23 protein-coding genes and 1 tRNA gene are annotated in these 23,454 nt (G+C 59.1%); 13 read left to right on the top strand and 11 right to left on the bottom strand.

Features of this window, described 5'->3' with window-relative positions; translation table 11 throughout:
- Positions 1-46: 46 nt before the first annotated feature.
- Positions 47-874: a ferritin-like domain-containing protein gene (locus QSV77_RS07455; RefSeq protein ID WP_302732992.1), complete on the bottom strand. Its 828-nt coding sequence runs from the start codon at positions 872-874 to the stop codon at positions 47-49.
- A 17-nt stretch (positions 875-891) separates the two neighbouring features.
- Positions 892-1,359, bottom strand: coding sequence for a peroxiredoxin (locus QSV77_RS07450; RefSeq protein WP_142840106.1), 468 nt, complete (start codon positions 1,357-1,359; stop codon positions 892-894).
- 235 nt (positions 1,360-1,594) lie between these two features.
- Here QSV77_RS07450 and QSV77_RS07445 point away from each other — a divergent pair, with 235 nt between their 5' ends.
- Positions 1,595-4,978 carry a DUF3971 domain-containing protein gene (locus QSV77_RS07445; protein ID WP_302732989.1) on the top strand — a complete coding sequence of 1,128 codons (3,384 nt, stop codon included), beginning with the start codon at positions 1,595-1,597 and terminating at the stop codon, positions 4,976-4,978.
- A gap of 195 nt (positions 4,979-5,173) precedes the next feature.
- Here the strand turns inward: QSV77_RS07445 and tyrS are convergent, their stop codons facing one another.
- Positions 5,174-6,427, bottom strand: a complete 1,254-nt coding sequence (gene tyrS, locus QSV77_RS07440; protein ID WP_269712131.1) for a tyrosine--tRNA ligase — start codon at positions 6,425-6,427, stop codon at positions 5,174-5,176.
- Positions 6,428-6,575: 148 nt separating this feature from the next.
- On the opposite strand from tyrS, the gene QSV77_RS07435 reads away from it, so the two are divergent.
- Positions 6,576-7,697 (top strand): anhydro-N-acetylmuramic acid kinase, encoded by a 1,122-nt coding sequence (locus QSV77_RS07435; RefSeq protein WP_302732987.1) that lies wholly within the window; start codon positions 6,576-6,578, stop codon positions 7,695-7,697.
- Positions 7,698-7,936: 239 nt separating this feature from the next.
- Here the strand turns inward: QSV77_RS07435 and QSV77_RS07430 are convergent, their stop codons facing one another.
- A complete protein-coding gene (locus tag QSV77_RS07430; RefSeq protein WP_020012833.1) occupies positions 7,937-8,614 on the bottom strand; it encodes an alpha/beta hydrolase in 678 nt (225 codons plus the stop codon).
- A gap of 212 nt (positions 8,615-8,826) precedes the next feature.
- Between QSV77_RS07430 and QSV77_RS07425 the strand changes: the two genes are divergently transcribed.
- The 8 genes from QSV77_RS07425 (at position 8,827) to sufA (ending at position 16,388) form a co-directional block, all read left to right on the top strand.
- Positions 8,827-9,996 (top strand): cysteine desulfurase family protein, encoded by a 1,170-nt coding sequence (locus tag QSV77_RS07425; RefSeq protein ID WP_302732985.1) that lies wholly within the window; start codon positions 8,827-8,829, stop codon positions 9,994-9,996.
- Between the two features lie 198 nt (positions 9,997-10,194).
- Positions 10,195-11,664 (top strand): Fe-S cluster assembly protein SufB, encoded by a 1,470-nt coding sequence (sufB, locus tag QSV77_RS07420; protein WP_006698793.1) that lies wholly within the window; start codon positions 10,195-10,197, stop codon positions 11,662-11,664.
- 55 nt (positions 11,665-11,719) lie between these two features.
- Positions 11,720-12,061, top strand: a complete 342-nt coding sequence (locus QSV77_RS07415) for a GIY-YIG nuclease family protein (RefSeq protein ID WP_302732984.1) — start codon at positions 11,720-11,722, stop codon at positions 12,059-12,061.
- Positions 12,062-12,172: 111 nt separating this feature from the next.
- The gene (gene sufC / locus QSV77_RS07410) at positions 12,173-12,928 is read left to right on the top strand and encodes a Fe-S cluster assembly ATPase SufC (protein ID WP_003522658.1); all 756 of its coding nucleotides are present in this window, start codon (positions 12,173-12,175) and stop codon (positions 12,926-12,928) included.
- 24 nt (positions 12,929-12,952) lie between these two features.
- The gene (gene sufD / locus QSV77_RS07405) at positions 12,953-14,224 is read left to right on the top strand and encodes a Fe-S cluster assembly protein SufD (RefSeq protein ID WP_302732983.1); all 1,272 of its coding nucleotides are present in this window, start codon (positions 12,953-12,955) and stop codon (positions 14,222-14,224) included.
- Positions 14,217-15,467 (top strand): cysteine desulfurase, encoded by a 1,251-nt coding sequence (locus tag QSV77_RS07400; protein WP_302732982.1) that lies wholly within the window; start codon positions 14,217-14,219, stop codon positions 15,465-15,467. Before sufD ends, QSV77_RS07400 begins: the two co-directional genes overlap by 8 nt.
- Positions 15,468-15,503: 36 nt before the next feature.
- On the top strand, positions 15,504-15,887 hold the full coding sequence (locus QSV77_RS07395; protein ID WP_065115927.1) for an SUF system Fe-S cluster assembly protein: 384 nt from the start codon (positions 15,504-15,506) through the stop codon (positions 15,885-15,887).
- A 111-nt stretch (positions 15,888-15,998) separates the two neighbouring features.
- Positions 15,999-16,388 (top strand): Fe-S cluster assembly scaffold SufA, encoded by a 390-nt coding sequence (gene sufA / locus QSV77_RS07390; protein ID WP_035224262.1) that lies wholly within the window; start codon positions 15,999-16,001, stop codon positions 16,386-16,388.
- 21 nt (positions 16,389-16,409) lie between these two features.
- Here sufA and QSV77_RS07385 read toward each other — a convergent pair whose 3' ends face one another.
- A complete protein-coding gene (locus QSV77_RS07385) occupies positions 16,410-16,688 on the bottom strand; it encodes a hypothetical protein (protein WP_302732980.1) in 279 nt (92 codons plus the stop codon).
- 390 nt (positions 16,689-17,078) lie between these two features.
- Here QSV77_RS07385 and QSV77_RS07380 point away from each other — a divergent pair, with 390 nt between their 5' ends.
- Entirely contained in the window at positions 17,079-17,594 is a 516-nt protein-coding gene (locus QSV77_RS07380) for a DUF6714 family protein (protein ID WP_302732979.1), read from the top strand.
- A gap of 84 nt (positions 17,595-17,678) precedes the next feature.
- On the opposite strand, the gene QSV77_RS07375 is transcribed toward QSV77_RS07380, so the two are convergent.
- The 3 genes from QSV77_RS07375 to QSV77_RS07365 are packed head-to-tail and all read right to left on the bottom strand — an operon-like array spanning position 17,679 to position 20,906.
- The gene (locus QSV77_RS07375; protein WP_142840097.1) at positions 17,679-18,887 is read right to left on the bottom strand and encodes an ABC transporter permease; all 1,209 of its coding nucleotides are present in this window, start codon (positions 18,885-18,887) and stop codon (positions 17,679-17,681) included.
- Positions 18,877-19,596 (bottom strand): ABC transporter ATP-binding protein, encoded by a 720-nt coding sequence (locus QSV77_RS07370; protein ID WP_302733903.1) that lies wholly within the window; start codon positions 19,594-19,596, stop codon positions 18,877-18,879. Before QSV77_RS07370 ends, QSV77_RS07375 begins: the two co-directional genes overlap by 11 nt.
- An 11-nt stretch (positions 19,597-19,607) precedes the next feature.
- Positions 19,608-20,906: an efflux RND transporter periplasmic adaptor subunit gene (locus tag QSV77_RS07365; RefSeq protein ID WP_302732977.1), complete on the bottom strand. Its 1,299-nt coding sequence runs from the start codon at positions 20,904-20,906 to the stop codon at positions 19,608-19,610.
- 238 nt (positions 20,907-21,144) lie between these two features.
- Between QSV77_RS07365 and QSV77_RS07360 the strand changes: the two genes are divergently transcribed.
- Complete coding sequence (locus QSV77_RS07360; RefSeq protein WP_302732976.1) at positions 21,145-21,300, top strand: hypothetical protein; 156 nt, start codon at positions 21,145-21,147, stop codon at positions 21,298-21,300.
- Between the two features lie 381 nt (positions 21,301-21,681).
- Here QSV77_RS07360 and QSV77_RS07355 read toward each other — a convergent pair whose 3' ends face one another.
- A complete protein-coding gene (locus QSV77_RS07355; RefSeq protein WP_065115921.1) occupies positions 21,682-22,344 on the bottom strand; it encodes a bifunctional 2-polyprenyl-6-hydroxyphenol methylase/3-demethylubiquinol 3-O-methyltransferase UbiG in 663 nt (220 codons plus the stop codon).
- 145 nt (positions 22,345-22,489) lie between these two features.
- Here QSV77_RS07355 and QSV77_RS07350 point away from each other — a divergent pair, with 145 nt between their 5' ends.
- Positions 22,490-22,708 carry a hypothetical protein gene (locus tag QSV77_RS07350; RefSeq protein WP_302732974.1) on the top strand — a complete coding sequence of 73 codons (219 nt, stop codon included), beginning with the start codon at positions 22,490-22,492 and terminating at the stop codon, positions 22,706-22,708.
- Positions 22,709-22,762: 54 nt separating this feature from the next.
- Here QSV77_RS07350 and QSV77_RS07345 read toward each other — a convergent pair.
- Positions 22,763-22,839, bottom strand: a tRNA-Arg gene (locus tag QSV77_RS07345).
- 49 nt (positions 22,840-22,888) lie between these two features.
- Entirely contained in the window at positions 22,889-23,194 is a 306-nt protein-coding gene (locus QSV77_RS07340) for an ETC complex I subunit (RefSeq protein WP_010971882.1), read from the bottom strand.
- Between the last annotated feature and the right edge of the window lie 260 nt (positions 23,195-23,454).

The raw sequence follows: 23,454 nt of genomic DNA, 5'->3' as shown, positions 1-23,454 counted from the left end.
GCCGGAAGCATCTATCTGCGCTTGTGCCGTGTTGCCTGGTGCGGTTTTAGCTGTGGCTGACGGAGGTCAGCGAGCGATAAAAGGACGGTGTCAGGCCGGCCTCGGCGCGGGCGAGGTCGTTGAAGGGCGGTTTCAGGGGGCCGCGGAAATTGGCACGCACCAGTTGTCTGAAGGTTGCGGCCGGATCCTTCTTTTCACGGGCGCACAGGAAGCGGAACCATTTGGCGCCGATGGCGACATGGCCCTTTTCGTCGTTATAGATGACATCGAGGACGGCAGCGCTTTCGAGATCGCCGGTTTCCCGCATCCTGGCCTGCAGGGAAGGGGTGACGTCCAGTCCGCGCGCCTCCAGAATGAGCGGCACGACGGCCAGCCGCGCGGTCAGGTCGTTGCGGGTGGAATGCGCCGCCTGCCAGAGCCCGTCATGGGCGGGCAGATCGCCGTAATCCGCCCCGAGGCTTCTGAGCCGGTCGCGCACCAGCCGGAAATGTTTCGCCTCCTCGAAGGCAACCTGCATCCAGCCGTCGAAAAAGGAGTGCGGCACCGGTTCGCTTGCATAACGGGCGACGATGTCGAGCGCGAGATCGACGGCGTTGAGTTCGATATGGGCGATGGCATGCAGCAGGGCGATGCGGCCCTTTACGGTGTGAAGCGAACGGCGCTCGACGGCGGTCGGCGGCACGAGTTCCGGCTTCTCCGGTCTGCCCGGACGTTCGGGCAAGGGCGGATCGAGCGGAGAGCGCAACGACAGCCGACGCTCGAACCACCGTGTCGCCGTTTCCTGTGCCAGCGCGGTTTTACGGTCGAGATCGGCGCTCGCAATGGCATCCGTCGCTCCGCCGCGCAGCGAGATGATTTTGAACGCGGGCGTCACATAAGATCCGTTTTTTTTCAGAGCTTTTTTGCAGCCTCGAGAACGGCCTGCGCGTGGCCTGCAACCTTCACCTTGTTCCAGATTTCCGCGATTGTGCCATCCGGTGCGACGAGGACGGTGGTGCGTTCCACACCCATGTATTTCTTGCCATACATGCTCTTTTCCTTCCAGACGCCATAGGCTTCGAGAGCCTTGCGGTCTTCGTCGGAGGCCAGCATGACGGAAAGCGCGTGTTTGGCGGCAAATTTGTCGTGGCTTTTGACGCTGTCGGGCGAAATGCCGATGACGACGGCGTTGGCAGCCTCGAATTCGCCGCCCAGCGCGCTGAAGTCGATCGCTTCTGCGGTGCAGCCCGAAGTATCGTCCTTCGGATAGAAATAGAGAATGACGGCCTTGCCTTGAAGTTTGGACAATGTCACCGTTCCTTCACCGTTACGGGGCAAAGTAAAATCCGGAGCCGGGCTGCCAATCGTCAAGTCTGTCATAATCTACCTTTCTTTCGCCGGGATGTTGAGTGAAAGTCGCCACATTCGATATATAGCGAAACCGCGCGTCGTCCAGATCACGATTGAGATTTCAGGTCTAATCGGTCCGAAATCTCAATCGTGATCTGGATTAAAGAATTAAAGCGGGATTCCAGACGAAAACCGCTTACACTTTTCGCCATCCCGCTCCGGTGTTGCGGCGAAACAAAAGCTATTCAGGGGCAAGCACGGGCGTATGGCTGAAGTCAGGGGTGAAAAGGTCAAGTTCGGCAGGCGCGATATCATTGCCCTGCACGATCTTCCTTCGGCACAGGCCGAAGATCCCATCATCGTGCATTGCCCGGCGCCGCGCTCCATGCTGCGCGCCTTTATCAAGATTTTCGCGGCTCTTTTCGTGCTGGCCTTCCTGTCCATCGGCGGTATCATTCTTTCCGTCGAGACGGGATCGATCGACAAGACGCTCTCCAGCCAGGCGCAACAGGCGCTGGAGAGGGCGCTTGGACCGCATTACAGCGCCCGGATCGGCTCTTCGGCCATAAGGTTCTCCACCGGGCTGCGGCTGGCGCTGGTGGCCGAAGATGTGGATATCGTCGAGAAGGATTCCGGCCAGCATCTGAGCAGGGCCCGGGCGATCGGCATGGCGCTTGATCCGCTTGCGCTGCTGACCGGCCGCATCTCGGTACAGAGCCTTGAAGCTGACGGCATGGAGCTCGACACGGCACTTTTGCCCAAGGGTAACGGTTTTGATCTTTCCAGCATCAAGCTCGACGCCGTACCGCAGCAATTGCAGGCTGCCTTCGGACAACTCGACAAGCTTGCCCAGGCTTTCCTGAGCAGCGGGACCGAGGAAATCGATATTTCCAGCGTTTCGGTGCATCTGCCGCCCGGCGAGCTTGGAAAACCACGCACCATCGAGATACGCGAGCTGTCGCTCACGCCCGACCAGCAGGGTGGATATTCGCTTGACGGGGAGACGCTGTTTAACGGCGAGATCGCCAGTCTCTCGCTGACGACATCTGGAGCCGGCGGCGTGATCGACGGTTTTCAGGCGCGGATCGACGGTTTCGATATCGGGCCGTTTCTGGAAAAATTCGATCCGCAGGGCAATCTGCATGAGGGGCTGAACGTCAAGACCGGTGTCAGCATCGTCGCCCGGCGTGCTGCGGAAGGGCATGAGCCGCAGCTGGAAGTTTCTGTCGGCATGGGCAACGGAACGCTTCTGATTGGTGGCGAAGCCCAGCCTTTCACCGCCGGCAGCGTCAATGCGCGCTATGATTTCGAAAAAAGTACCCTGGTAATCGCCAATTCGCGGCTGGAGCTGGGACGGACGATTATACCGGTTACCGGTGAAATCCGCGATACGGAGGAGGGTTTCGGTCTTTCACTCCGGGTCGACAACGGAATTGCTTCGGCCGAAGCCTCGGGCGAGGAGCCGGTTCCCTTCAGCCTGAAGGCGGATGGGCAATTTACGGCGGCGACAAAGCAGCTCGACGTTCCCTCGCTCTACGTTACCGGTCCGCTTGGAGACATGGCGGGATCGCTGAAAGTCCGCTTCGGTGAAGGCTCGCCGGAAATCAGCTTTGGTGGCCAGATTCCGAAGATGGAGGCCACGGCGGTCAAGCAGCTCTGGCCGTTCTGGATGGCGCACAAGCCGCGTGAGTGGGTGGTAACCAACCTTTATGGCGGCACGGTCACCAATGGCTCGATTGCGATCTTCATTCCGCAGGGGCGGATGTGCGGTCCCGGCTGCCCGCTGGTGCTCGGCGAGAGCGAAATGCAGATCCGCTTCGATATTGACGATACGCGGCTGAACACCACGGGCGATATTCCGCCGCTTCGGGATGTCGATGCACATTTCAATATGGTCGGCGGCGGCATGACCGTCGACATCGAGCGGGCGACATCCTATTTCCCGTCCAACCGGTCGCTTGCGCTGGAGAACAGCCGGTTCCTCATCTCCAATGTTTATGACAAGCCGCTGCTCGGAAATGTCGAGTTGAATGTTGCCGGTGCGGCCGACGCCGTTGCCGAGCTTGCGACGCTGAAGCCGATCAATGCGCTGAAGGATACGCAGTTCAAGCCGGAAGATTTCACCGGTGACGTGAAGGCCAGTGCGAAACTGACCGTTGGCCTGCTGTCCAGCCAGAACCCGCCTCCGCCGGTGTGGACGGCCGATCTCGATTTGAAGAACCTGGCGCTGACGAAGCCCTTTGCCGGTCACAAGGTGACGGCGCTGGACGGTTTCATGGCGTTGAACGACCGGCAGCTCAAGCTTCAGGGCAAGGGCCGTGTGGACGATGTGCCGATGGATATCGAGATGACGGAGCCGGTGCGCAAGAACGGCGATGTCCCCTCGACGCTGTCGCTGAAGGCGACCCTGAACGAAACGCAGGTTGCCAAACTTGCACCAGAACTGTCTTCGGTTCTTGGTGGTACGACGGTGATCGAAGTCGATGGTGCGGATCCGAAACGGCAGGACATCAAGCTTGATCTGACCAAAGCGTCGATCATTCTGCCGGGGCTTGGCTGGAGCAAGGGTATCGGCATTCCGGCAAAAGCCGCTTTCACCACCGAGACTGTGGATGGCCGCACGACGATCAGTGATTTTTCCCTCGACGGGGACGGTTTCGGCGCCGCCGGCGATATCGCCTTCAGCAAGAACGGGCTGATTTCAGCCGATCTCAGCCGTGTGCAGCTGTCGCCCTCCGACAATTATGCCGTTTCCGTCGCGGCCTCCAAAAACGGCTATATCATCAACGCCTCGGGAAAATCCGCCGATGTCCGGCCGTTCCTTTCGAAACTGCGCAGCTCTTCCGGCGGCGGTGACGGCACGTCGCGGTCGCAGCCCTCGCTTGCCATCAAGACACAGTTCGACAAGGTCTATGGTTTCAACGACGAAATCCTTGCCAATGTCAGTTCCGATATCAGCGTGCGCGACGGCAAGGTGCGTTCGATCGATTTTCGCGGTGTCACCGGCAACGGCCAGGCGGTGGTGGCGCAGACCACCAATCGCGGCGCGACGGGAACCGTGACGCTGACCAGCAGTGATGCCGGTTCGCTTGCCCGTTTCGCCAATATCTACAGCCGCATCCGTGGCGGTCTTCTCAATCTGGCGCTGACGACCGCCAATGGCAGCGACTGGAGCGGTTCGCTTGACCTGCGCAATTTCGCCGTGGTCAACGAAGCGAAATTGCAGGATATCGTCGCCACCCCCGCCGGTGAAGATGGCAGAAGCCTCAACAATGCGGTTCGCCGCAACATCGATGTCAGTTCGGAGAAGTTCCAGCGCGGTTTTGCCCGGGTGGTTTACGTCAATGGCTCGGTTGCGGTGGAAAACGGCGTGGTGCGCGGTGAACAGATCGGCGCGACGTTCCAGGGGTTGCTCAAGGACCAGAGTGGCCGCATGGACATGACCGGCACCTTCATGCCCGCTTATGGCCTGAACCGGCTGTTTGGCGAGTTACCCTTCATCGGCATCTTCCTCGGCAACGGCCGCGACCGGGGACTGCTCGGCATTACCTTCAAACTATCCGGCCAGACGGACCAGCCGAAACTGACCATCAACCCGCTGTCGCTGATCGCGCCGGGTGTCTTCCGGCAGATTTTTGAGTTTCAGTAACAGGGCCCGCATCACAAGGCGGCCACACACTCGACGTCATCCTCGGGCTTGACCCGAGGATCCATCATTGCGCCGGGCTGTGGATCCTCGGGTCAAGCCCGAGGATGACGGGGAGGGGTGAATTGATGACGGGGAGGGGTGGAGTTGTCCCGGGAGATGCTTTCGTTCCCCCGGAAGAACATCTCTCCGTTGCCTTTACGCCGGGCGAACCAGAACGTGCTTCTTCTTGCCGACCGACAGCTTGATGACGCCGTCGCCGGTCACTTCACCGGTGCCGATCATCTGGCGCTCGTCGGAAACACCCTGATCGTTGATCTTCACCGCGCCGCCCTGAACGTGGCGGCGGGCTTCGCCGTTCGAACCGGCAAGGCCGGCGCGGACGATGAGGGAGAGGACGCCGACGCCGGCTTCGAGTTCGGATGCCGGAACCTCGATGGAGGGCAGGTTTTCAGCCAGTGCGCCTTCCTCGAAGGTCTTGCGCGCGGTTTCGGCAGCTTCTTCCGCAGCAGCGCGGCCATGCAGGATCGCCGTCACTTCGGTTGCGAGGATCTTCTTCGCTTCGTTGATTTCCGATCCGCCAAGCGCCGCAATGCGGGCGATTTCGTCCATCGGCAGGGTGGTGAAGAGCTTGGCGAAGCGCACGACATCCGCATCTTCGGTGTTGCGCCAGTATTGCCAGAAATCATAGACCGGCAGGAGGTCCTTGTTCAGCCACACGGCGCCCGATGCCGACTTGCCCATCTTCGCACCCGAAGAGGTGGTCAGAAGCGGCGAGGTCAGCGCGTAAAGCTGCGGTGTCCCCATGCGGTGACCGAGGTCGATACCGTTGATGATGTTGCCCCACTGGTCCGAACCGCCCATCTGCAGCCGGCAACCGGTGCGCTGGTTCAGCTCCACGTAATCGTAGGCCTGCAGGATCATGTAGTTGAATTCGAGGAAGGACAGCGACTGCTCGCGGTCGAGGCGCGTCTTCACGCTGTCGAAGGACAGCATGCGGTTGACCGAGAAATGGCGGCCGACATCGCGCAGGAATTCGAGGTAGTTCAGACCACGTAGCCAGTCGGCATTGTTGATCATCAGCGCCGGATTATTGGCGCGGTCATAATCGAGGTAGTTGGCGAAGACATGCTTGAGCGAGGTGATGTTGTCCTCGATCATGTCGATCGTCATCAGCTTGCGGGCCTCTTCCTTGAAGGAGGGATCGCCCACCATGCCGGTGCCGCCGCCCATCAGGGAGATCGGCTGGTGGCCGGTCTTCTGCATCCAGTGCAGCATCATGATCTGGGTAAGGTGGCCGACATGCAAACTCGAAGCCGTCGGGTCATAGCCGATATAGGCGGTCACGGTTTCCTTGGCGAACAGTTCGTCGAGACCTGCCTCATCGGAGATCTGGTGAATGAAGCCGCGCTCATCGAGCGTGCGGAGGAAATCGGACTTGAACCTGGACATAACCTTTTACTTTCTGGTTTGATCTTTGCTGTCATCGAGAACCAATGAACGTCGCGGCTTTATCATTGTTTTTTGAAATGTGCACCCGTTTCGGCCATGAATATCGGGATTCACATCATCATGATTCGATATTGCAAGGGAGCGGCGCGTGGGCGAGGTCAAAACGGCAATCGGGCTGATGAGCGGCACATCGATGGACGGCATCGATATCGCGCTTCTGCGCACGGATGGTGAAAGCGTGGTGCGCCACGGGCCGAGCGGTTATTTTCCCTATGATCCCGGCCTTCGCGCTATCTGGCAGAAGGCGCTCACGACAGCCAAATCCATCCGCGAACGGCGTGAGCGTCCGGGTGATTTGGGCGAGGCCGAGCGCAAGCTGACGCTTGCCCATGCGGCGGCGGTGAAATCCTTTCTCCATCGTCACCGGCTTCTGCCCGGTGATATCGATGTCATCGGGTTTCATGGGCAGACCGTGCTGCATCGGCCGGGTGAGGCACTGACCGTACAGATCGGCGACGGCGCGCTGCTGGCCTCCGAAACCGGCATCGACGTGGTGTACGACATGCGGGCCAACGACATGGTGCATGGCGGGCAGGGCGCGCCGCTCATTCCCGCCTATCACATGGCGCTTTCCGCCAACTTGCCTGACGGGTTCGAAACGCCCGCCGTTTTCGTCAATATCGGCGGTATCTCCAATCTGACTTATATCGGTGAGGCGGGGCGGCTTGCCGCTTTCGATAGCGGCCCCGGCAACATGCTGATCGACCAGTGGATCGAGGCGCATACGGGTAAGGCCTTCGACAAGGGCGGCAGAACGGCTGCGGGCGGCAGCGTCGTGGCCTCGCTGGTAGCGCGTTATATGGAAAGCCCGTTCTTCTCGGCCAATATCCGCCGCTCGCTCGATCGCGGCGATTTCGCGCCGCCGAAAAAGGGTGAGGTCTCGCTGGCGGATGGGGCACGGACGCTGGCGCATCTGACGGGTGCTGCCATTCTGAAATCGGCGAGCTATTTGCCGGAAACGGCGAAGACGTATGTGGTTTGCGGTGGTGGGCGGCTCAACCCTGTGATCATGGGGGAATTTGCCGAGCTTGCAGCAAAGTCCGGTGCGCGGGTGATCGCGGCGGAAGAGGCGGGCTTTGATGGCGGTGCGATGGAAGCGGAGGCCTGGGCCTATCTGGCGGTGCGTTCGATGAGGGGGCTGCCGCTGACTTATCCTGGGACGACGGGGGTGAAGGAGCCGGTGACGGGTGGGGTTTTGGTGAAGGTTTAATAGAAGACGGTGGGTGTGGCTTACCCCCCTCTGCCCTGCCGGGCATCTCCCCCTCAAGGGGGGAGATCGAATCGTGGCGACCTTCTGGCCATCTTTAACCTGGCAGTCTAGGCGAGGAGCAGGCGTCTTGCCAATCTCCCCACCTGTGGGGGAGATGCCCGGCAGGGCAGAGGGGGGCAAGCCCAGCCCGCCGGATATCACTATAGGAATTCAAGCCTGCCCGGATACCGGGCAGCCAATCACCGAATACGCTTCGCCGCCGGTTCCGGCACAAGCTCACCGTTCAGGCGGCGGTCGAGGTAGTCCTCGCATTCGCCCATCAGCTCATCCACCTTGCCGTTGAAGAAGTGGTTGGCGCCGGGAAGGGTGCGGTGGGTGATGAGGATGCCCTTCTGGGTCTTCAGCTTTTCGACCAGACCGTTGACGTCCTTCTCAGGCGCGACCTTGTCGCTATCACCATTGATGATGAGGCCGGAGGACGGGCAGGGAGCGAGGAAGGAGAAGTCGTAGGTATTGGGCTGCGGCGCAATCGACATGAAGCCTTCGATTTCCGGACGGCGCATCAGAAGCTGCATGCCGATCCAGGCGCCAAAGGAATAACCGGCGACCCAGCAGCTTTTCGAATCGGGATGCAGGCTCTGCACCCAGTCGAGAGCGGAGGCGGCATCGGAAAGCTCGCCGGCGCCGTGGTCGAACTCACCTTGGCTGCGGCCGATGGAGCGGAAATTGAACCGGAGCGTCGTGAAACCGCGCTTCTGGAAAAGATAGAACAGCTGATAGACGATCTGGTTGTTCATCGTGCCGCCAAACTGCGGATGCGGATGAAGGATGATCGCGATCGGCGCGCTCTTTTCCTTGGAGGGTTGATAACGGCCTTCGAGGCGACCCGCAGGGCCGTTAAAGATGACTTCGGGCATTGGTACTCCGGTCCGTGTTTTTTCGTTCCCGAACCGCATTCTGCCAATGAGAAGACTTGACGAACTGTGTCAGCTTTTCTAGAACGCAGTTTAGAACAATTCGAAACTTTGCGTGTGCTTAAGCACTCGGGTGGTGTCATAAGGCAAGCGCAACTGTAATTTCAAGAAAAATGCGTTTTTGCGCATTGAAGATTGGATAAAGCCTCACCGCCATGACGGTTTTGACGCGCACATATATGGACTGGAACGCCACGGCGCCGCTTTTGCCCGCCGTGCGTGATGTTCTTGTGGCTGCGCTCGATCTTGCCGGCAACCCGTCTTCGGTTCACCGGGAAGGGCGTGCGGCCCGCGCTGCCATCGAGACCGCCCGCCGCGAGGTTGCAGCGCTTGCCGGTGCGCAGGCTGCCCATGTCACCTTCACCAGCGGGGCGACGGAAGCTGCCAATCTGGTGCTGACACCCGAATTCAAAATGGGGCGCAGCCCGGTGCGGGTCAGCCGCCTTTACGTTTCGGCCATCGAACATCCGGCTTTCCGCGAAGGCGGACGGTTCGGCAAGGATGACGTTGCGGAAGTTCCCGTTACGTCAGCGGGTGTCCTTGACCTTGCGGCGCTTGAGGTGCTGTTGGCGTCACACGATGCCGCTGCCGGCCTGCCGATGGTTGCCTGCATGCTGGTGAACAATGAGACCGGAATAGTTCAGCCGGTGGCGGAAGCGGCGCGGCTGGTGCACGCGGCCGGCGGATTGATGGTTGTCGACGCCGTGCAGGCGGCAGGCCGTATTCCGCTCGATATCAATGCGCTCGATGCCGATTTCCTCGTCGTCTCGTCGCACAAGCTTGGTGGACCCAAGGGTGTCGGCGCTCTCATCTCGCGCGGTGAGGTGATGATGCCGAAGCCGCTGATCCATGGCGGCGGGCAGGAAAAGGGACATCGCTCGGGTACGGAAAATACCCTGTCCGTCATCGGTTTCGGTGCTGCGGCGGCTGTTGCAACCCTGACTGTGGGTGCTGAAGCGGCGCGTCTTGCGGTTTTGCGGGCGCGACTGGAAGACGGCATGCGGGTGAGTGCGCCCGACGTGATCATTCACGGCGAGGATGTCGCCCGTGTCGGCAATACCACGTTTTTCACCCTGCCTGGCCTGAAGGCAGAAACGGGGCAGATCGCCTTCGATATAGAGGGTATTGCGCTGTCTGCCGGTTCGGCCTGCTCATCCGGCAAGGTGGGGGAAAGCCATGTGCTGAGCGCGATGGGGCGTGATCCGAAGCTCGGTGCGCTCAGGATTTCGCTTGGCCATGCGACTGACGAGGCGGACATAGACAGGACGCTTGCGGCGTTCACGAAAATTGCCGGGCGGCGCAAGCTTTCCGGTCAGGCCGCGTAAAATGCGGCAAAGAATTGCGGAATCGCAAATTTCCGCTTGCCGGGATGTGTGAAAAGCGCCATCCCGCACCTACATGGGTATAAGCTCCGCCCCGGCTGACGGCTCGGAACGATTTGCCCGAAGATGAATAAGGCGGCTTTCCGCCTTGATACGTTGACAAGCCACCGGACCTTGGCTCCGGCGAGATTGGAGAACGACATGGCAGCGGTTCAGGAAACGATCGATCAGGTACGCCAGATCGATGTGGACCAGTACAAATACGGCTTCGAAACCAATATCGAAGTCGACAAGGCCCCGAAGGGCCTTTCGGAAGAGGTGATCCGTTTCATCTCGGCCAAGAAGCAGGAGCCCGAATGGATGCTGGAATGGCGTCTTGAGGCTTACAAGCGCTGGCTGACGATGGAAGAGCCGACCTGGGCGCGCGTCAGCTATCCCAAGATCGACTTCAACGATCTCTATTATTACGCGGCGCCGAAAAGCACGCCCGGCCCGAAGTCGCTCGATGAAGTCGATCCCGAGCTTCTGAAGGTCTATGAAAAGCTCGGCATTCCGCTGAAGGAACAGGAAATCCTCGCCGGTGTTGAAAAGCGCCAGGTGGCGGTGGATGCCGTGTTCGACAGCGTCTCGGTCGTCACCACCTTCAAGGCGGAACTGGCCAAAGCCGGCGTCATCTTCATGTCCATCTCGGAAGCCGTGCGCGAGCATCCGGAGCTGGTGAAGAAATATCTCGGCTCGGTCGTTCCGACGACGGACAATTTCTACGCGACGCTGAACTCCGCTGTCTTTACCGACGGTTCCTTCGTGTTCGTGCCGAAGGGTGTTCGCTGCCCGATGGAGCTTTCCACCTATTTCCGCATCAACGAAAAGAACACCGGTCAGTTCGAGCGCACGCTGATCATCGCCGAAGAAGGTGCCTACGTCTCCTATCTGGAAGGCTGCACCGCACCGCAGCGCGACGAGAACCAGCTTCACGCCGCCGTGGTCGAACTCGTGGCGCTTGATGATGCCGAAATCAAATATTCCACCGTCCAGAACTGGTATCCGGGCGACAAGGAAGGCAAGGGCGGCATCTACAACTTCGTGACCAAGCGCGGCGATTGCCGTGGCAACCGTTCGAAGATTTCGTGGACGCAGGTGGAAACCGGCTCGGCCATTACCTGGAAATACCCGTCCTGCATCCTGCGCGGCGATGACAGCCGTGGCGAATTCTATTCGATCGCGGTCTCTAACGGCCACCAGCAGATCGATAGTGGCACCAAGATGATCCATCTCGGCAAGAACACGTCGAGCCGCATCATCGCCAAGGGCATTGCCGCCGGTTTTTCGGAAAACGTCTATCGCGGCCAGGTGTCTGCCCACCGCAAGGCGACCAACACCCGCAACTTCACGCAGTGCGACAGCTTGCTGATCGGCGACAAGTGCGGCGCGCATACCGTGCCTTATATCGAGGCGAAGAATTCCTCCGCTCATTTCGAGCATGAGGCAACGACGTCGAAGATTTCCGAAGACCAGCTGTTCTACTGCCTGCAGCGCGGCATCCCGGAAGAAGCGGCCATCGCACTGATCGTCAACGGCTTCGTCAAGGAAGTCATTCAGGAACTGCCGATGGAATTTGCCGTGGAAGCGCAGAAGCTGATCGGCATTTCGCTGGAAGGGTCTGTGGGATAAGTTTTCCTCGTCATCCTCGGGCTTGTCCCGAGGATCTGCTGCGGTAGCTGTTAGAATGAGTGGCTTCGTCTACATGATGTCTGACAAACCGCGCGGGGTAATTTACACCGGTGTCACTGGCGATTTATCGGGACGGGTATGGGAGCATCGAAACGCTGAACGGAAGGGTTACACAGAAAAATACCAGGCGAAAAATCTCGTCTGGTTTGAAACCCACCCAAACATCGTTTTGGCAATCCAGCGGGAGAAATCGTTGAAGCGCTATCTTCGTGAATGGAAAATCAAGTTGATCGAAGAGCTTAACCCAACGTGGCTCGATCTTTTTGATCGTATCGACGAGATCGAAAACGCTTATGTGCCGCATCCGAGTACACCGGCCTTTGAGGACTATAATTGACGTGATTAGATCCTCGGGACAAGCCCGAGGATGACGGATGTGAAAGTTGAGACGGGCCCATAGGGTCTACGAGGCGGTCCTTGAAACCGCACCATGAACAGGAACAAAACCATGCTTGAAATCATCGACCTGCACGCAAAGATCGCCGATACCGAAACCGAGATCATCAAGGGTCTCAACCTGAAGGTTGCCGCTGGTGAGGTTGCCGCCATCATGGGGCCGAACGGTTCCGGCAAGTCGACGCTGTCCTACATCCTGTCGGGCCGCGAAGATTATGAAGTCACCTCCGGTGACATTCTTTACAACGGCGAAAGCATTCTGGAACTGGATGCCGCCGAGCGTGCGGCCAAGGGCATCTTCCTTGCCTTCCAGTATCCGGTTGAAATTCCCGGTGTCGCCACCATGCAGTTCCTGAAGGTTGCGATGAACGAGCAGCGCAAGGCGCGCGGCGAGTCCGAGCTGACGACGCCGGACTTCATCCGCCGCGTCAAGGAAGCGGCCGGCGATCTGAAGATCGACATGGAGATGCTGAAGCGTCCGCTGAACGTCGGCTTCTCCGGCGGTGAGAAGAAGCGCGCTGAAATCCTGCAGATGGCGCTTCTGGAGCCGAAGCTCTGCGTTCTCGACGAAACCGATAGCGGTCTCGACATTGACGCCCTGAAGATCGTGGCTGACGGCGTCAACGCGCTGAAGTCGCCGGATCGCGCCACGGTCGTCATCACCCACTATCAGCGCCTGCTCGATTACATCGTGCCTGACAGCGTTCACGTTCTCTACAAGGGCAAGATCATCCGCTCGGGTGACAAGGCGCTGGCGCTGGAACTGGAAAACAATGGTTACGCCGACATCATCGGTGAAGCGGCCTAAGCCAGAGGCCAGGAGGTGATGTCCATGAACATTCAAGCTACCAACCGGCTGACGCCAGCGGAAACCGCGCTGGTCGACGCCTATACCGCCAAGTTCAGCGAATTGCCCGGTGACGGTGCTGTTGTTGCCGCCCGTGACGTGCTGTTTGATGATCTGAAGACCGGTGGTCTTCCGACCCGCCGCATCGAGGCGTGGCACTATACCGATCTGAAAAGCCTGCTGCGTGCCGTTCCGGAAGACCGGCCCGCGCCGGTCATCGAGAAGCAGGCGCCGACGGTTGCCGGCTCTCTGGTTGCCTATATGCAGCACGGCACGGCCGATATCGGCAAGATCGAAGACATCCGCGTGTCGCGCTTTGCCGAAAGCCTGGCTGACGGTTCCGCGGCCGCAGGCCTTGCGGAAGCCAGCAAGGATGACGCGATCGGCCGCATCAACGGCAGCTTCGTGCGCGATGGTCTGGTGCTCGATATCCCTGCCGATGCCGAGATCGAAAAGCCGATCGAATTGCAGGCGGTCCATGGCGCAGGCCAGGTTCACAGCCGCTTCCCGGTTCGTTTCGGCAAGGGTTCCAAGGCAACCGTCATCGAGCGTCACCTTTCGGTGACTTCGGATGCAGCCTTTGTTTCCTCCGTTACCGACATCGCCGTTGAAGACGGTGCGGAAGTGACCTGGATCATCCTGCAGCAACAGGGTGCAGCCGATATCCATCTTGCCCAGCTGCGCATGAAAATCGGTGCGGATGCCAAGATTCGCCTGTTCATTGTCAATGCCGGCGGCAAGCTGGTGCGGCAGGAACTGCGCATCGACGTGGAAGGCGAGGGCACGGACCTCATCGTTCGCGGCGTCAACCTTTTGGGTGGCGAAACGCATACCGACGTGACGATGGTTCTTGGCCACAACGTGCCGAACACGACCTCGACGGAAGTGTTTCGCAACGTGGTGTTCGACCGTGCCAAGGGCATTTTCCAGGGCATGATCCGGGTGGCGCCCGATGCCCAGAAGACCGACGCGAAGATGGCATGCAATACGCTGCTGATGTCTGACTATGGCGAGTTCTCGGCCAAGCCAGAACTGGAAATCTTCGCCGATGACGTTCAATGCGGCCATGGTGCGACGGTTGCCGATATCAGCGACAACCATCTCTATTACCTGATGGCGCGCGGCGTGCCGCGGGCAAAGGCGCGGGCGATGCTCGTCAACGCCTTCGTCGCCGAGATCGTCGAGGAACTGGAAGAAGAAAATCTGGTAGAGGCGCTGGAGACGATCATCTCCGGCTGGCTGGAACATCATGCCTGAGAGCGAACGCGCCGCAGTGGCGGCCCCTTATGACATCGAAGCCGTGCGCCGGGATTTCCCGATCCTGTCGCGCGAAGTCTATGGCAAGCCGCTGGTCTATCTCGACAACGGCGCGTCCGCTCAAAAACCGCAGGTGGTGATCGACGCCGTTTCGCATGCTTATGCGAACGAATATGCCAATGTGCATCGCGGCCTGCATTTCCTCTCCAATGCCGCAACCGACGCCTATGAGGCGGCGCGCGAAAAGGTGCGCCGGTTCCTGAACGCCGGTTCGGTGGACGAGATCGTCTTCACCAAATCCTCCACCGAGGCGATCAATACGGTTGCCTATGGTTACGGCATGCCCAAGATCCGCGAGGGTGACGAGATCGTCATCTCGATCATGGAGCATCATTCCAACATCGTGCCATGGCATTTCATCCGCGAGCGGCAGGGTGCGAAGCTCGTCTGGGTGCCTGTTGATGATGACGGCGCGTTCCACATCGAGGCTTTCGAAAAGAGCCTGACGGAGCGCACCAAGCTCGTTGCCATCACCCATATGTCGAATGCGCTCGGCACCATTTTGCCGGTCAAGGAAATCTGCCGCATCGCCCATGAGCGCGGCATTCCGGTGCTGATCGATGGTTCGCAGGGCGCTGTTCATATGCCGGTCGATGTGCGCGATATCGATTGCGACTGGTATGTGATGACCGGCCACAAGCTTTACGGCCCCTCGGGGATCGGCGTGCTCTATGGCAAGGCGGATCGCCTGCGCGAGATGCGGCCGTTCCAGGGCGGTGGCGAGATGATTCTCGACGTTTCCGAAGACAATGTGACCTATAACGAGCCGCCGCACCGCTTCGAAGCCGGCACGCCGCCCATCGTGCAGGCGATCGGCCTCGGTTACGCGCTTGATTACATGGACAATCTCGGCCGTGCCGCGATTGCTGCTCACGAGGCCGATCTTGCCGCTTATGCCGCGGAGCGCCTGCGCGAGATCAATTCGCTACGCATCATCGGCAATGCGCCAGACAAGGGCGGCATCTTCTCCTTTGAGCTTGCGGGCATCCATGCCCATGATGTCTCGATGGTGATCGACCGGCGCGGTGTTGCCGTGCGGGCCGGCACCCATTGCGCCATGCCGCTCTTGAAACGGTTCGGCGTCACCTCCACATGCCGGGCATCGTTCGGCCTTTACAATACCCGCGCCGAAGTAGACTCTCTTGTTGAGGCGCTGGACTATGCGCGCAAATTTTTCGCCTGATATCGTCATCAAGAGATCAGGATTGAGGATCAGACCATGACTGCGGAAGCCACTGCAAAGACACCCGATGCGACCGAAGAAGCGGCAAAGCCGTCTTCCATTCCGCCTGACGAGCTGGCGCGTCTTAGCGACGACGTGATCTCGGCACTGAAAACCGTCTATGACCCGGAAATCCCGGCCGATATTTTCGAACTCGGTCTGATTTACAAGATCGACATCGAGGACGACCGGATGGTCAAGATCGTCATGACGCTGACGGCACCCGGTTGCCCGGTGGCCGGTGAAATGCCGGGCTGGGTGGAAAACGCGGTTGGTGCTGTCGAAGGTGTTTCCGGTGTTACCGTCGAAATGACATTCGATCCGCCGTGGACACCGGACCGTATGTCCGAAGAAGCGCAGGTCGCCGTCGGCTGGTATTAAGTCTGACGCGATTTTGACAGGTGTCATCTCTTGATGACATTGTCGGGTGCACTTAAATTGAATTCCATAAGCATCGAGCCTTGAACTCGATTGTCGAAGGAGAATGGGCCCATGGGCTTTGCGATCATGACCATGACCGGGGCTGCGGCCTCGCGTGTTAAAGCAATCGTCGAAAATTCCGGCCCGGACGCCAGGGGCGTGCGCGTCGGCATCAAGAAGGGCGGCTGCGCGGGCATGGAATATACCATCGACCTCGTGACCGAGCCGGATGCGAAAGACGATCTGGTCGAATTCGAAGGCGCCAGGGTCTGGGTTCAGCCTTCCGCCGTGCTTTATCTGCTCGGCACCCAGATGGATTTCGAAGTGACCAAGATGCGCTCTGGTTTCACCTTCAACAATCCGAACCAGACATCCGCCTGCGGATGCGGTGAATCGGTTGAGCTGAAGCCCGCCGATCTGGCGGCGCTGGCGAAACAGCGTGAGGCTGAAGCCAGCGTTTGATTGCTCGCACTGCATTTCCGGTCAGCGGGATTGCTGTTTCAGCGTATCGATAAAATCCGCCAGTGGATGAACCGATAGCGTCGTCATCAACAGCGACTCGAGAGCCGCAGCGATCGTCCCGCAATCCTCCCCGGCAAGTGACCGAAGGCTTGAGCTGACTTTGTTATAGTCGGGTGTCCCGCGTGACGCGAGGGAGCGATCGATCACAAACCGCTCCGTCTGTCCGTCAATCCGTTTGACGAAGAGGGCGAGCGAACCGCCGTCTGCGGCAGCGGCGCTGTCCGATACCGATTTGAACATCCAAACTCCATCCGGTAAACTTGAGGGCGAGCGTATCCGATTAGCGCCCTGACGCACTATCAGCGAGCTTGTCGGATATTTTGCTAGGTTTGGCGGAGATGCGGAACCGCAAGCCTTCCATGCTGTGGGAAGGCGTTTCGGGCCGCCGGCAGGACTGATCGTGGGAGTGGACCGGGATGGACATCAGCAGCGCCTCGAGTGATATCTGGACGATAGGTGTGATCGTCGCCAGCGTCGTGGCTGGCCTGACGCTGATTGCCGGTATTGTTTGCCTTGCGTTTTACTGGGAGGAGACAAAGGGATCTGCGGCATCCAAGGGTGACGCGTTGAATAGCCCGCCACTCGAACGGACTGAGGGTGGAGACTGGCCGACAGCGCACGGCGACGGGAGTGGGGGAGCGCATCATTGAACAGGCAGACTACGTGATGAGGCCGGAACCCGATATGATTGCGAATGCAAAAGCCACGGTGCGAGCGGCATTTGCGGGTGTCACTTTGGGTGGCGGCGTCGGCCTCTCCGAGGCGCAGGCGCTTGACGAGTACGCGAGCAATGAGGTTCGCGGCGCATGTCGTGCTGGCGATGAGAAGAATGATTGGGCGGCGATCCCGCTGAAGGACCTCAACAGACATTCCGGCAGCCCCGCCTTCCTTGATGCTGAAGGGATGCGATTTCATCTGCCTGCCTATATGATCGCTGATCTTGATGGCGACTACAGGCATGAATTCGCACCCTATTTATGCGGATGCCAGGAGACGTTTTCCTTATTGACCCCTTTGCAGCGGAATGCCGTGGAAATGTATCTCCGCGCCATCAGTGAAAAGGAAAACCTGCCGTCCTATCAGGACGATGTGGAGCGCGCGCTCGAAGAATGGGCGGATAGTGCACATTCCCCGGCGAGCGATTAGAGCGGATCGGGTCAATCCACCAGGAAGACGTGGAGGTTGCGAATTCTTCTCACAAAAAGCCGGTTGCCGTTTGAACGCCGGCTTTCATTCATGTCGCAATGCTTCGATCGGGCTTAAACTTGCCGCCCGCCGCGCCGGGAAATAGCCGAAAATCACGCCGATGGCCGCCGAAAAGGCAAAGGCAAGGAAGATGATTGACGGGCTGGTGACGAAGGGCACGTTGAGATAACCGACGACGGCATAAGCGAGGCCGAGGCCGGTCAATATGCCGACGAGGCCGCCGAAGGCCGACAGCATGACGGCTTCCACCAGAAACTGAGTCAGCACCTGTTTTTCGAGCGCGCCGATGGCGAGACGAATGCCGATCTCGCGGGTGCGTTCCGTCACCGAGACCAGCATGATGTTCATGATACCGATGCCGCCGACCAGAAGGCTGACGGCGGCGACCGCGCCTAAGAGACCGGTCAGCAGCGTCGTTGTGCCGGTCATGGCCGAGGCGATCTGCGTCATGTCGTTGACGGTAAAATCATCCTCGCGGCCAATGTTGATGCGGCGGCGCTCACGCAGCAGGTTCTGCAGGTCGCTCTGCACCTTGGCGGTCGAAACGCCGTCCTGCGCCGAGACCATGATCGAGGAAATGGTGGTGGTGCCGCCGATGCGCCGCTGGTGGATTTTCAGCGGCATGATAATCGTGTCGTCCTGATCGTCACCGAGGCCGGACTGGCCTTTTCTGGCGAGAACGCCGATGACGGGGCAGGAGATGTTGCTGACGCGGATCGTCTGCCCGACGGGGTTTTCCGCACCGAACAGTTCCTGGCGCACCGTTTCGCCGATGATGCAGCCGATCTGGCCGCCGCGATCTTCTGCCGGCTGGAAATCGCGCCCGAGCGCGATGGTCCAGTCCTGCGCGATCAGATAGTCGTTGGTGGTGCCGATGACGCTGGTCTGGTGGTTCTTGCCGCCGAAAATGACCGTTGCGGCCGAGCTGCGGTTTTGCGGCGCAACGGCGCGGATGCCCGATATCTGGTTGCGGATGGCCTCGACATCACGGTCGTCGAAGCGCTTCGCCTCGGTGCTGGCACGGCCGGGGCCGAACTGGCCGGGGCGCACGAACAGCATGTTGGTGCCGAGCCGCGACAGTTCCGATTTCACCTGTTCCGTGGTGCCGTTGCCGATGGTGACCATGGCGATGACGGCGGCCACACCAATGACGACGCCGAGCACGGTGAGGAAGGAGCGCAGGAGGTTGCGGCTGATGGCGCGCAGCGCCAGACGCGACGTTTCAAAGAACATCGGAGCTCTCCTTTTTTTCCGCGGCGCTATCGGAGGCGAGGTGTCCGTCAACGAAGCGCAGCAGACGCCCCGCATGGGCGGCGATATCCTCTTCATGCGTGACCATGACGACCGTGATGCCCCGGTCGCGATTGAGCGCGGTGATGAGGTCCATGATCTCGTTGCTGGTCTTCGTGTCGAGGTTACCGGTCGGCTCGTCGGCCAGCAACAGGGCAGGGCGGGTGACGATGGCCCGTGCGATGGCCACACGCTGTTGCTGGCCGCCGGAAAGCTCCTGCGTGGTGTGATCCTCGCGGCCCTTCAAACCCACCTGTGCCAGCGCCTCCATGGCGCGGGCGCGCCTTTCAGACGCCTTCATGCCGCGATAGACCAATGGCAGCTCGACATTTTCCACCGCCGAGGTGCGTGACAGAAGGTTGAAGCCCTGAAACACGAAACCCAGCATGTGGCGACGCAGCAGCGTCAGGTGCTCATTGTCGAAGCCGCTGGTCGGCACGCCCTGAAACAGATATTCGCCAGCCGTTGGCACATCCAGACAGCCGATGATGTTCATCGACGTGGATTTGCCCGAGCCTGACGGCCCCATGATGGCGACGAATTCCTTCTCGTGGATCGACAGGCTGACGCCAACGAGCGCGTGAATGGTTGCTTCGCCGCGGCCATATTGCTTGACGACGTTGCGGAATTCGATGAGCGGCGTTTGCATCAGGTCTTCCTCCGTCAGCCGGCGTTGCGAGCCGTTGCGTCGGTAATCACCTGATCATCGGCTTTCAACTCGCCCGATTTGACCACGGTGTGCTGGCCGTCAGTGGAACCGGTTTCGATGGAGACGGAGACGGGATTGTTGTTGCGCAGCACCCACACCGTTCTTTTGCCCGTCGCGGCTTGACCCGCATCGCGGTTCTGCGAGCGGCCCATGCGGGGCGGGCGGAACAGGCTCATCAACCCGCCACTACGCGAGGCGGATTCGCGCGGCGGCGTATAACGGAGCGCTGAATTCGGCACCAGCAGCGTGTCCTTGATTTCCTCGACAATGATATTGGCCGTCGCCGTCATGCCCGGGCGCAGCAACAGCTCCTCGTTATCGACGGTCAATATGCCCTTGTAGGTCACGACATTGGATACGGTTTCCGAGGCGAAGCGCACGGTCTCAATTTCGGCCGGGAAGCTGCGGTCGGGATAGGCATCGACATTGAACGTCGCTTTCTGCCCAGTCTCGACCTTGCCGACATCGGCTTCATCGACCGAGACCTGCAGTTCCATATGACGCAGATCGCCGGCGATGGTGAACAACACCGGGGCATTCAGCGAGGAGGCGACGGTGGCGCCGGGATCGACGCTGCGGGTGAGGATGACGCCATCGATGGGCGAAACGATCTTGGCCTTGCCGAGATTGACCTCGGCGAGCCTCAGATCCGCTTCCGCCGAAAGCACGGTCGCCTCGTTGACGTCAAGCGTGGCGGCGGCGGCATCGTGGCTGAACTGGGCCGCATCCAGATCCTGCTGGCTGGAGACCCGGTTCTGCACCAGTGATCTCAGCCGCTCCATGGAGGTTTTCGCCGAACCGAGATCGGCGCGCGCCTTCAGCACGCTGGCCTTGGCGGAGGCAAGCTTGGCGCGGGCGCTCTGCACGTCGGCTTCGAGCTTGTTGGTGTCGAGCTCGGCCAGAATATCGCCGGACTTTACCGGGGTATTGTATGTGACGTTGACCTTGCGGACCGTGCCGGACAATTCGCTCGATATATCGACCTGATCGGTTGGCTGGACCGAGCCGGTGGAGGTGACGATGACGGAAAGATCACCCTGTTTTGCCGGTTCCGTGACATAGTTGTAGGCGACGCCTGCGGCACGCGACTGGTAATAATAACCGAGACCGCCGCCGATCAGCACGATGGCAGCCACGGCATAAAGATACCGACGCGATTTCTTCTTCCTGCCAGATTTGTTCGTGCCCAGAATCTCCCGCAGATCGGGCTGGCTGTTTTCCGTGTCGCGGCCTTGGCTGTTGGCGTCATTCATTCTTGTCACCTGCAAAATTCAAAACACCACAGGGGATTGTCGCCACCCCTGTGTTTTCCGCTCGGTCCATTGCTATTTGTATTCCTCTGATTGTGGGAAGTGACATAGCTTGCCCAAAGGGTGAAGTGAAAACTTGGTAATATTTATGATAGTTCTGGTCTGTTAGAGATAATTCCGGAAAGGCCGATGCCAGCGATACGGCTGAGGCTTCAGCAGCGACATTCAGGACGATGATAGAATGAACGACAATGTGGTGAAGTTCCGCAAACCGGTGCCGCCGAAAAAACCGCGCGAACCGCTGGGGCCGAAAGCGAAAAAGACGCTGACGATTGTGGTTGTCATCGCGCTTTTTGTGGCGGCTTGGGGGTATTTCACGCTGATGGGGCAGGGGTAGGGCATAAGGCCGGCGTTGGCGCTCCTGCTTGGGGCGGAATGGACGGCGTAAGTATTCAAGACGGCCAAGACGGGTGTCTCTGGAGACGATTTGGACCTAGGGGTGGCGTTGCTGGTTCTGTTGCCGGCTATTGGCCCATAGCGGTCATGACCTTCATACACGAAGCGGCCATTGCAGGAGGGGTTAGCTCATCTCAGGAGGGGTAGCCGGCTTCCTTTTGCATAACGATTAAGGCAGGCATCGATTACGCAGTACGGCGGTGTCCATACCAAGGCCTCCGCCACTCTTCCCACCGCGTCGCCTCCGTCAGGCAATCGGACTATAGCACGCTAGTCGCTGTGTGGCCCTGAACGGATATCATTTGCAAGAAATTATGTTCGCTCATGCGTAGGCTACCCAGCCGCGGAAACTGATTGCTTGATAAAATTGTGTGATGCTCGTGAAACCTGCTTCCTGTAGATATTCTCGCTCTTCTTCCGGTGACCTTATGAAGGCTTTTCTCATCCCTATCTTAGCTGCGTTACGTCTATCGGCGTCCATCTGTGAAGAAGCGCCAAATTTGACATGCCGTTCGATCCAGGTTGAGTAAGCTGGTTCACTCAATGGGAAACTGACGTGAGCTAGCACGAACGGCGAGCCCGGTCGTAGACGCTGGCGAATGCCATCAAGCGTGACCTTCCTATCCTCGGGCGAGATATGGTGGAATACGAGCAGACATACTGCACCATCGAAAGGCCCAGCGGGTGCAACAGAGATGTTGCCATTGTGAAGAGCTATGCGCTCACTAAGGTTTCCAATCGTTTTTTGTGCCAATGCAAGCATGTCCGATGACGGATCGACACCATCAAATTTCCAACCTGACTGCTGTTCAGACAGTGCTTTTAGCTCAAGGCCACCACCCGCACCGACCACGAGCACTCGCCCGTCCTGGGGCACCCGTTCGGCCAAAAGCAGTCCTGCCATGCGATGAAGTCCATCGAGCCCTGGAACGTTGCGTCTAGCTCCTTCGATATAATCAGCCTGCCTTCCATCAAATGTACCCACAGCGACAACTCCTTTTTTGCGTCTATCGTAACAACATAAGTTACGTAATACGCCGGTGCAATACCTCATATCAGGACAGCGAGCACCGCGGCGACGGCTATGGTACAATACCGCCCAATCAACACGGCCAAGGGAGATGGAATGTATGAAAGGTTTTCGCGACAGTGTGCTTTTTCCGATCACCCTCCTGATAAGCGGCGTGGTCGTGTTTTTTCTCTTCCTCTACGTGACAGGCCACGACCCTGATGAGCGACCCTTGACGCTCGCCGAGTGGGTTATCGGCGGCATGCTGATCGGACCGGGTTTCGGTTATCTCGTGAAATGGAGAAACATGAGGAATAGCCGCGATACTAACGCAGACTGATCGCGCGCTGCGATCGGACCCAAACCAGTCATTCATGGATGATGTGAGAAGCGGTGGCGACCCCTGCAGGACTCGAACCTGCGACCTACTGCTTAGAAGGCAGTTGCTCTATCCAGTTGAGCTAAGGGGCCGTTATGCCGGGCAAAGATGTTCCGGCAGAAATATCAAAATGATCGTGTTTCAGTGCGTCCAGGGCTGGGTGCGGTTGAAACGGAAATTGTCGGTGTAGGAAACCACCTTGCGGGTCGCTTCCTTCGGCAGGATGACGCGGTATTCGATGCCCTTGCGCTGCGCATAGGCTTCGGCCTGCTCCTGCGTTTCGAATGTCAGCTTGACCTGCTGTTTCATGTCGGAACTGGAAGTGTAGCCCATGATCGGATCGATCTTGCGCGGAACTTCGGCGTCGAATTCCAGGACCCAGACATTGGTCTTCGCCGTGCCGGATTGCATGGCGGTTTTTGCAGGGCGGTAAATCTTCGCAGACATGTCGAAACTGCTCCGGTTGGGCGGTGGGGCGTAACACCCCGGATTATTCTTCACGTACCTGAATAGAATAACCAAATCGTGTCAGGAACGCTGAATTTGGAATGGACTGACTTACCCTGAGAGTCAAGATGAATATCCCCTCGCTTTCCCGTGGTGATCCTCCCGCATCAGCACCGTGCTCCGCCGATCAAGACAATGGCTGAACAAAGATGAATTTCCCTGTTGCGGACTTCAGGTGAACCGTGTATTCCCCAGCCATC

The organism is Agrobacterium sp. V1 (genome assembly GCF_030518355.1).
GTDB lineage: Bacteria > Pseudomonadota > Alphaproteobacteria > Rhizobiales > Rhizobiaceae > Agrobacterium > Agrobacterium cucumeris.
The sequence above is the reverse complement of the archived record's forward strand: the minus strand, read 5'-3'. Positions and strand labels throughout refer to the sequence as shown.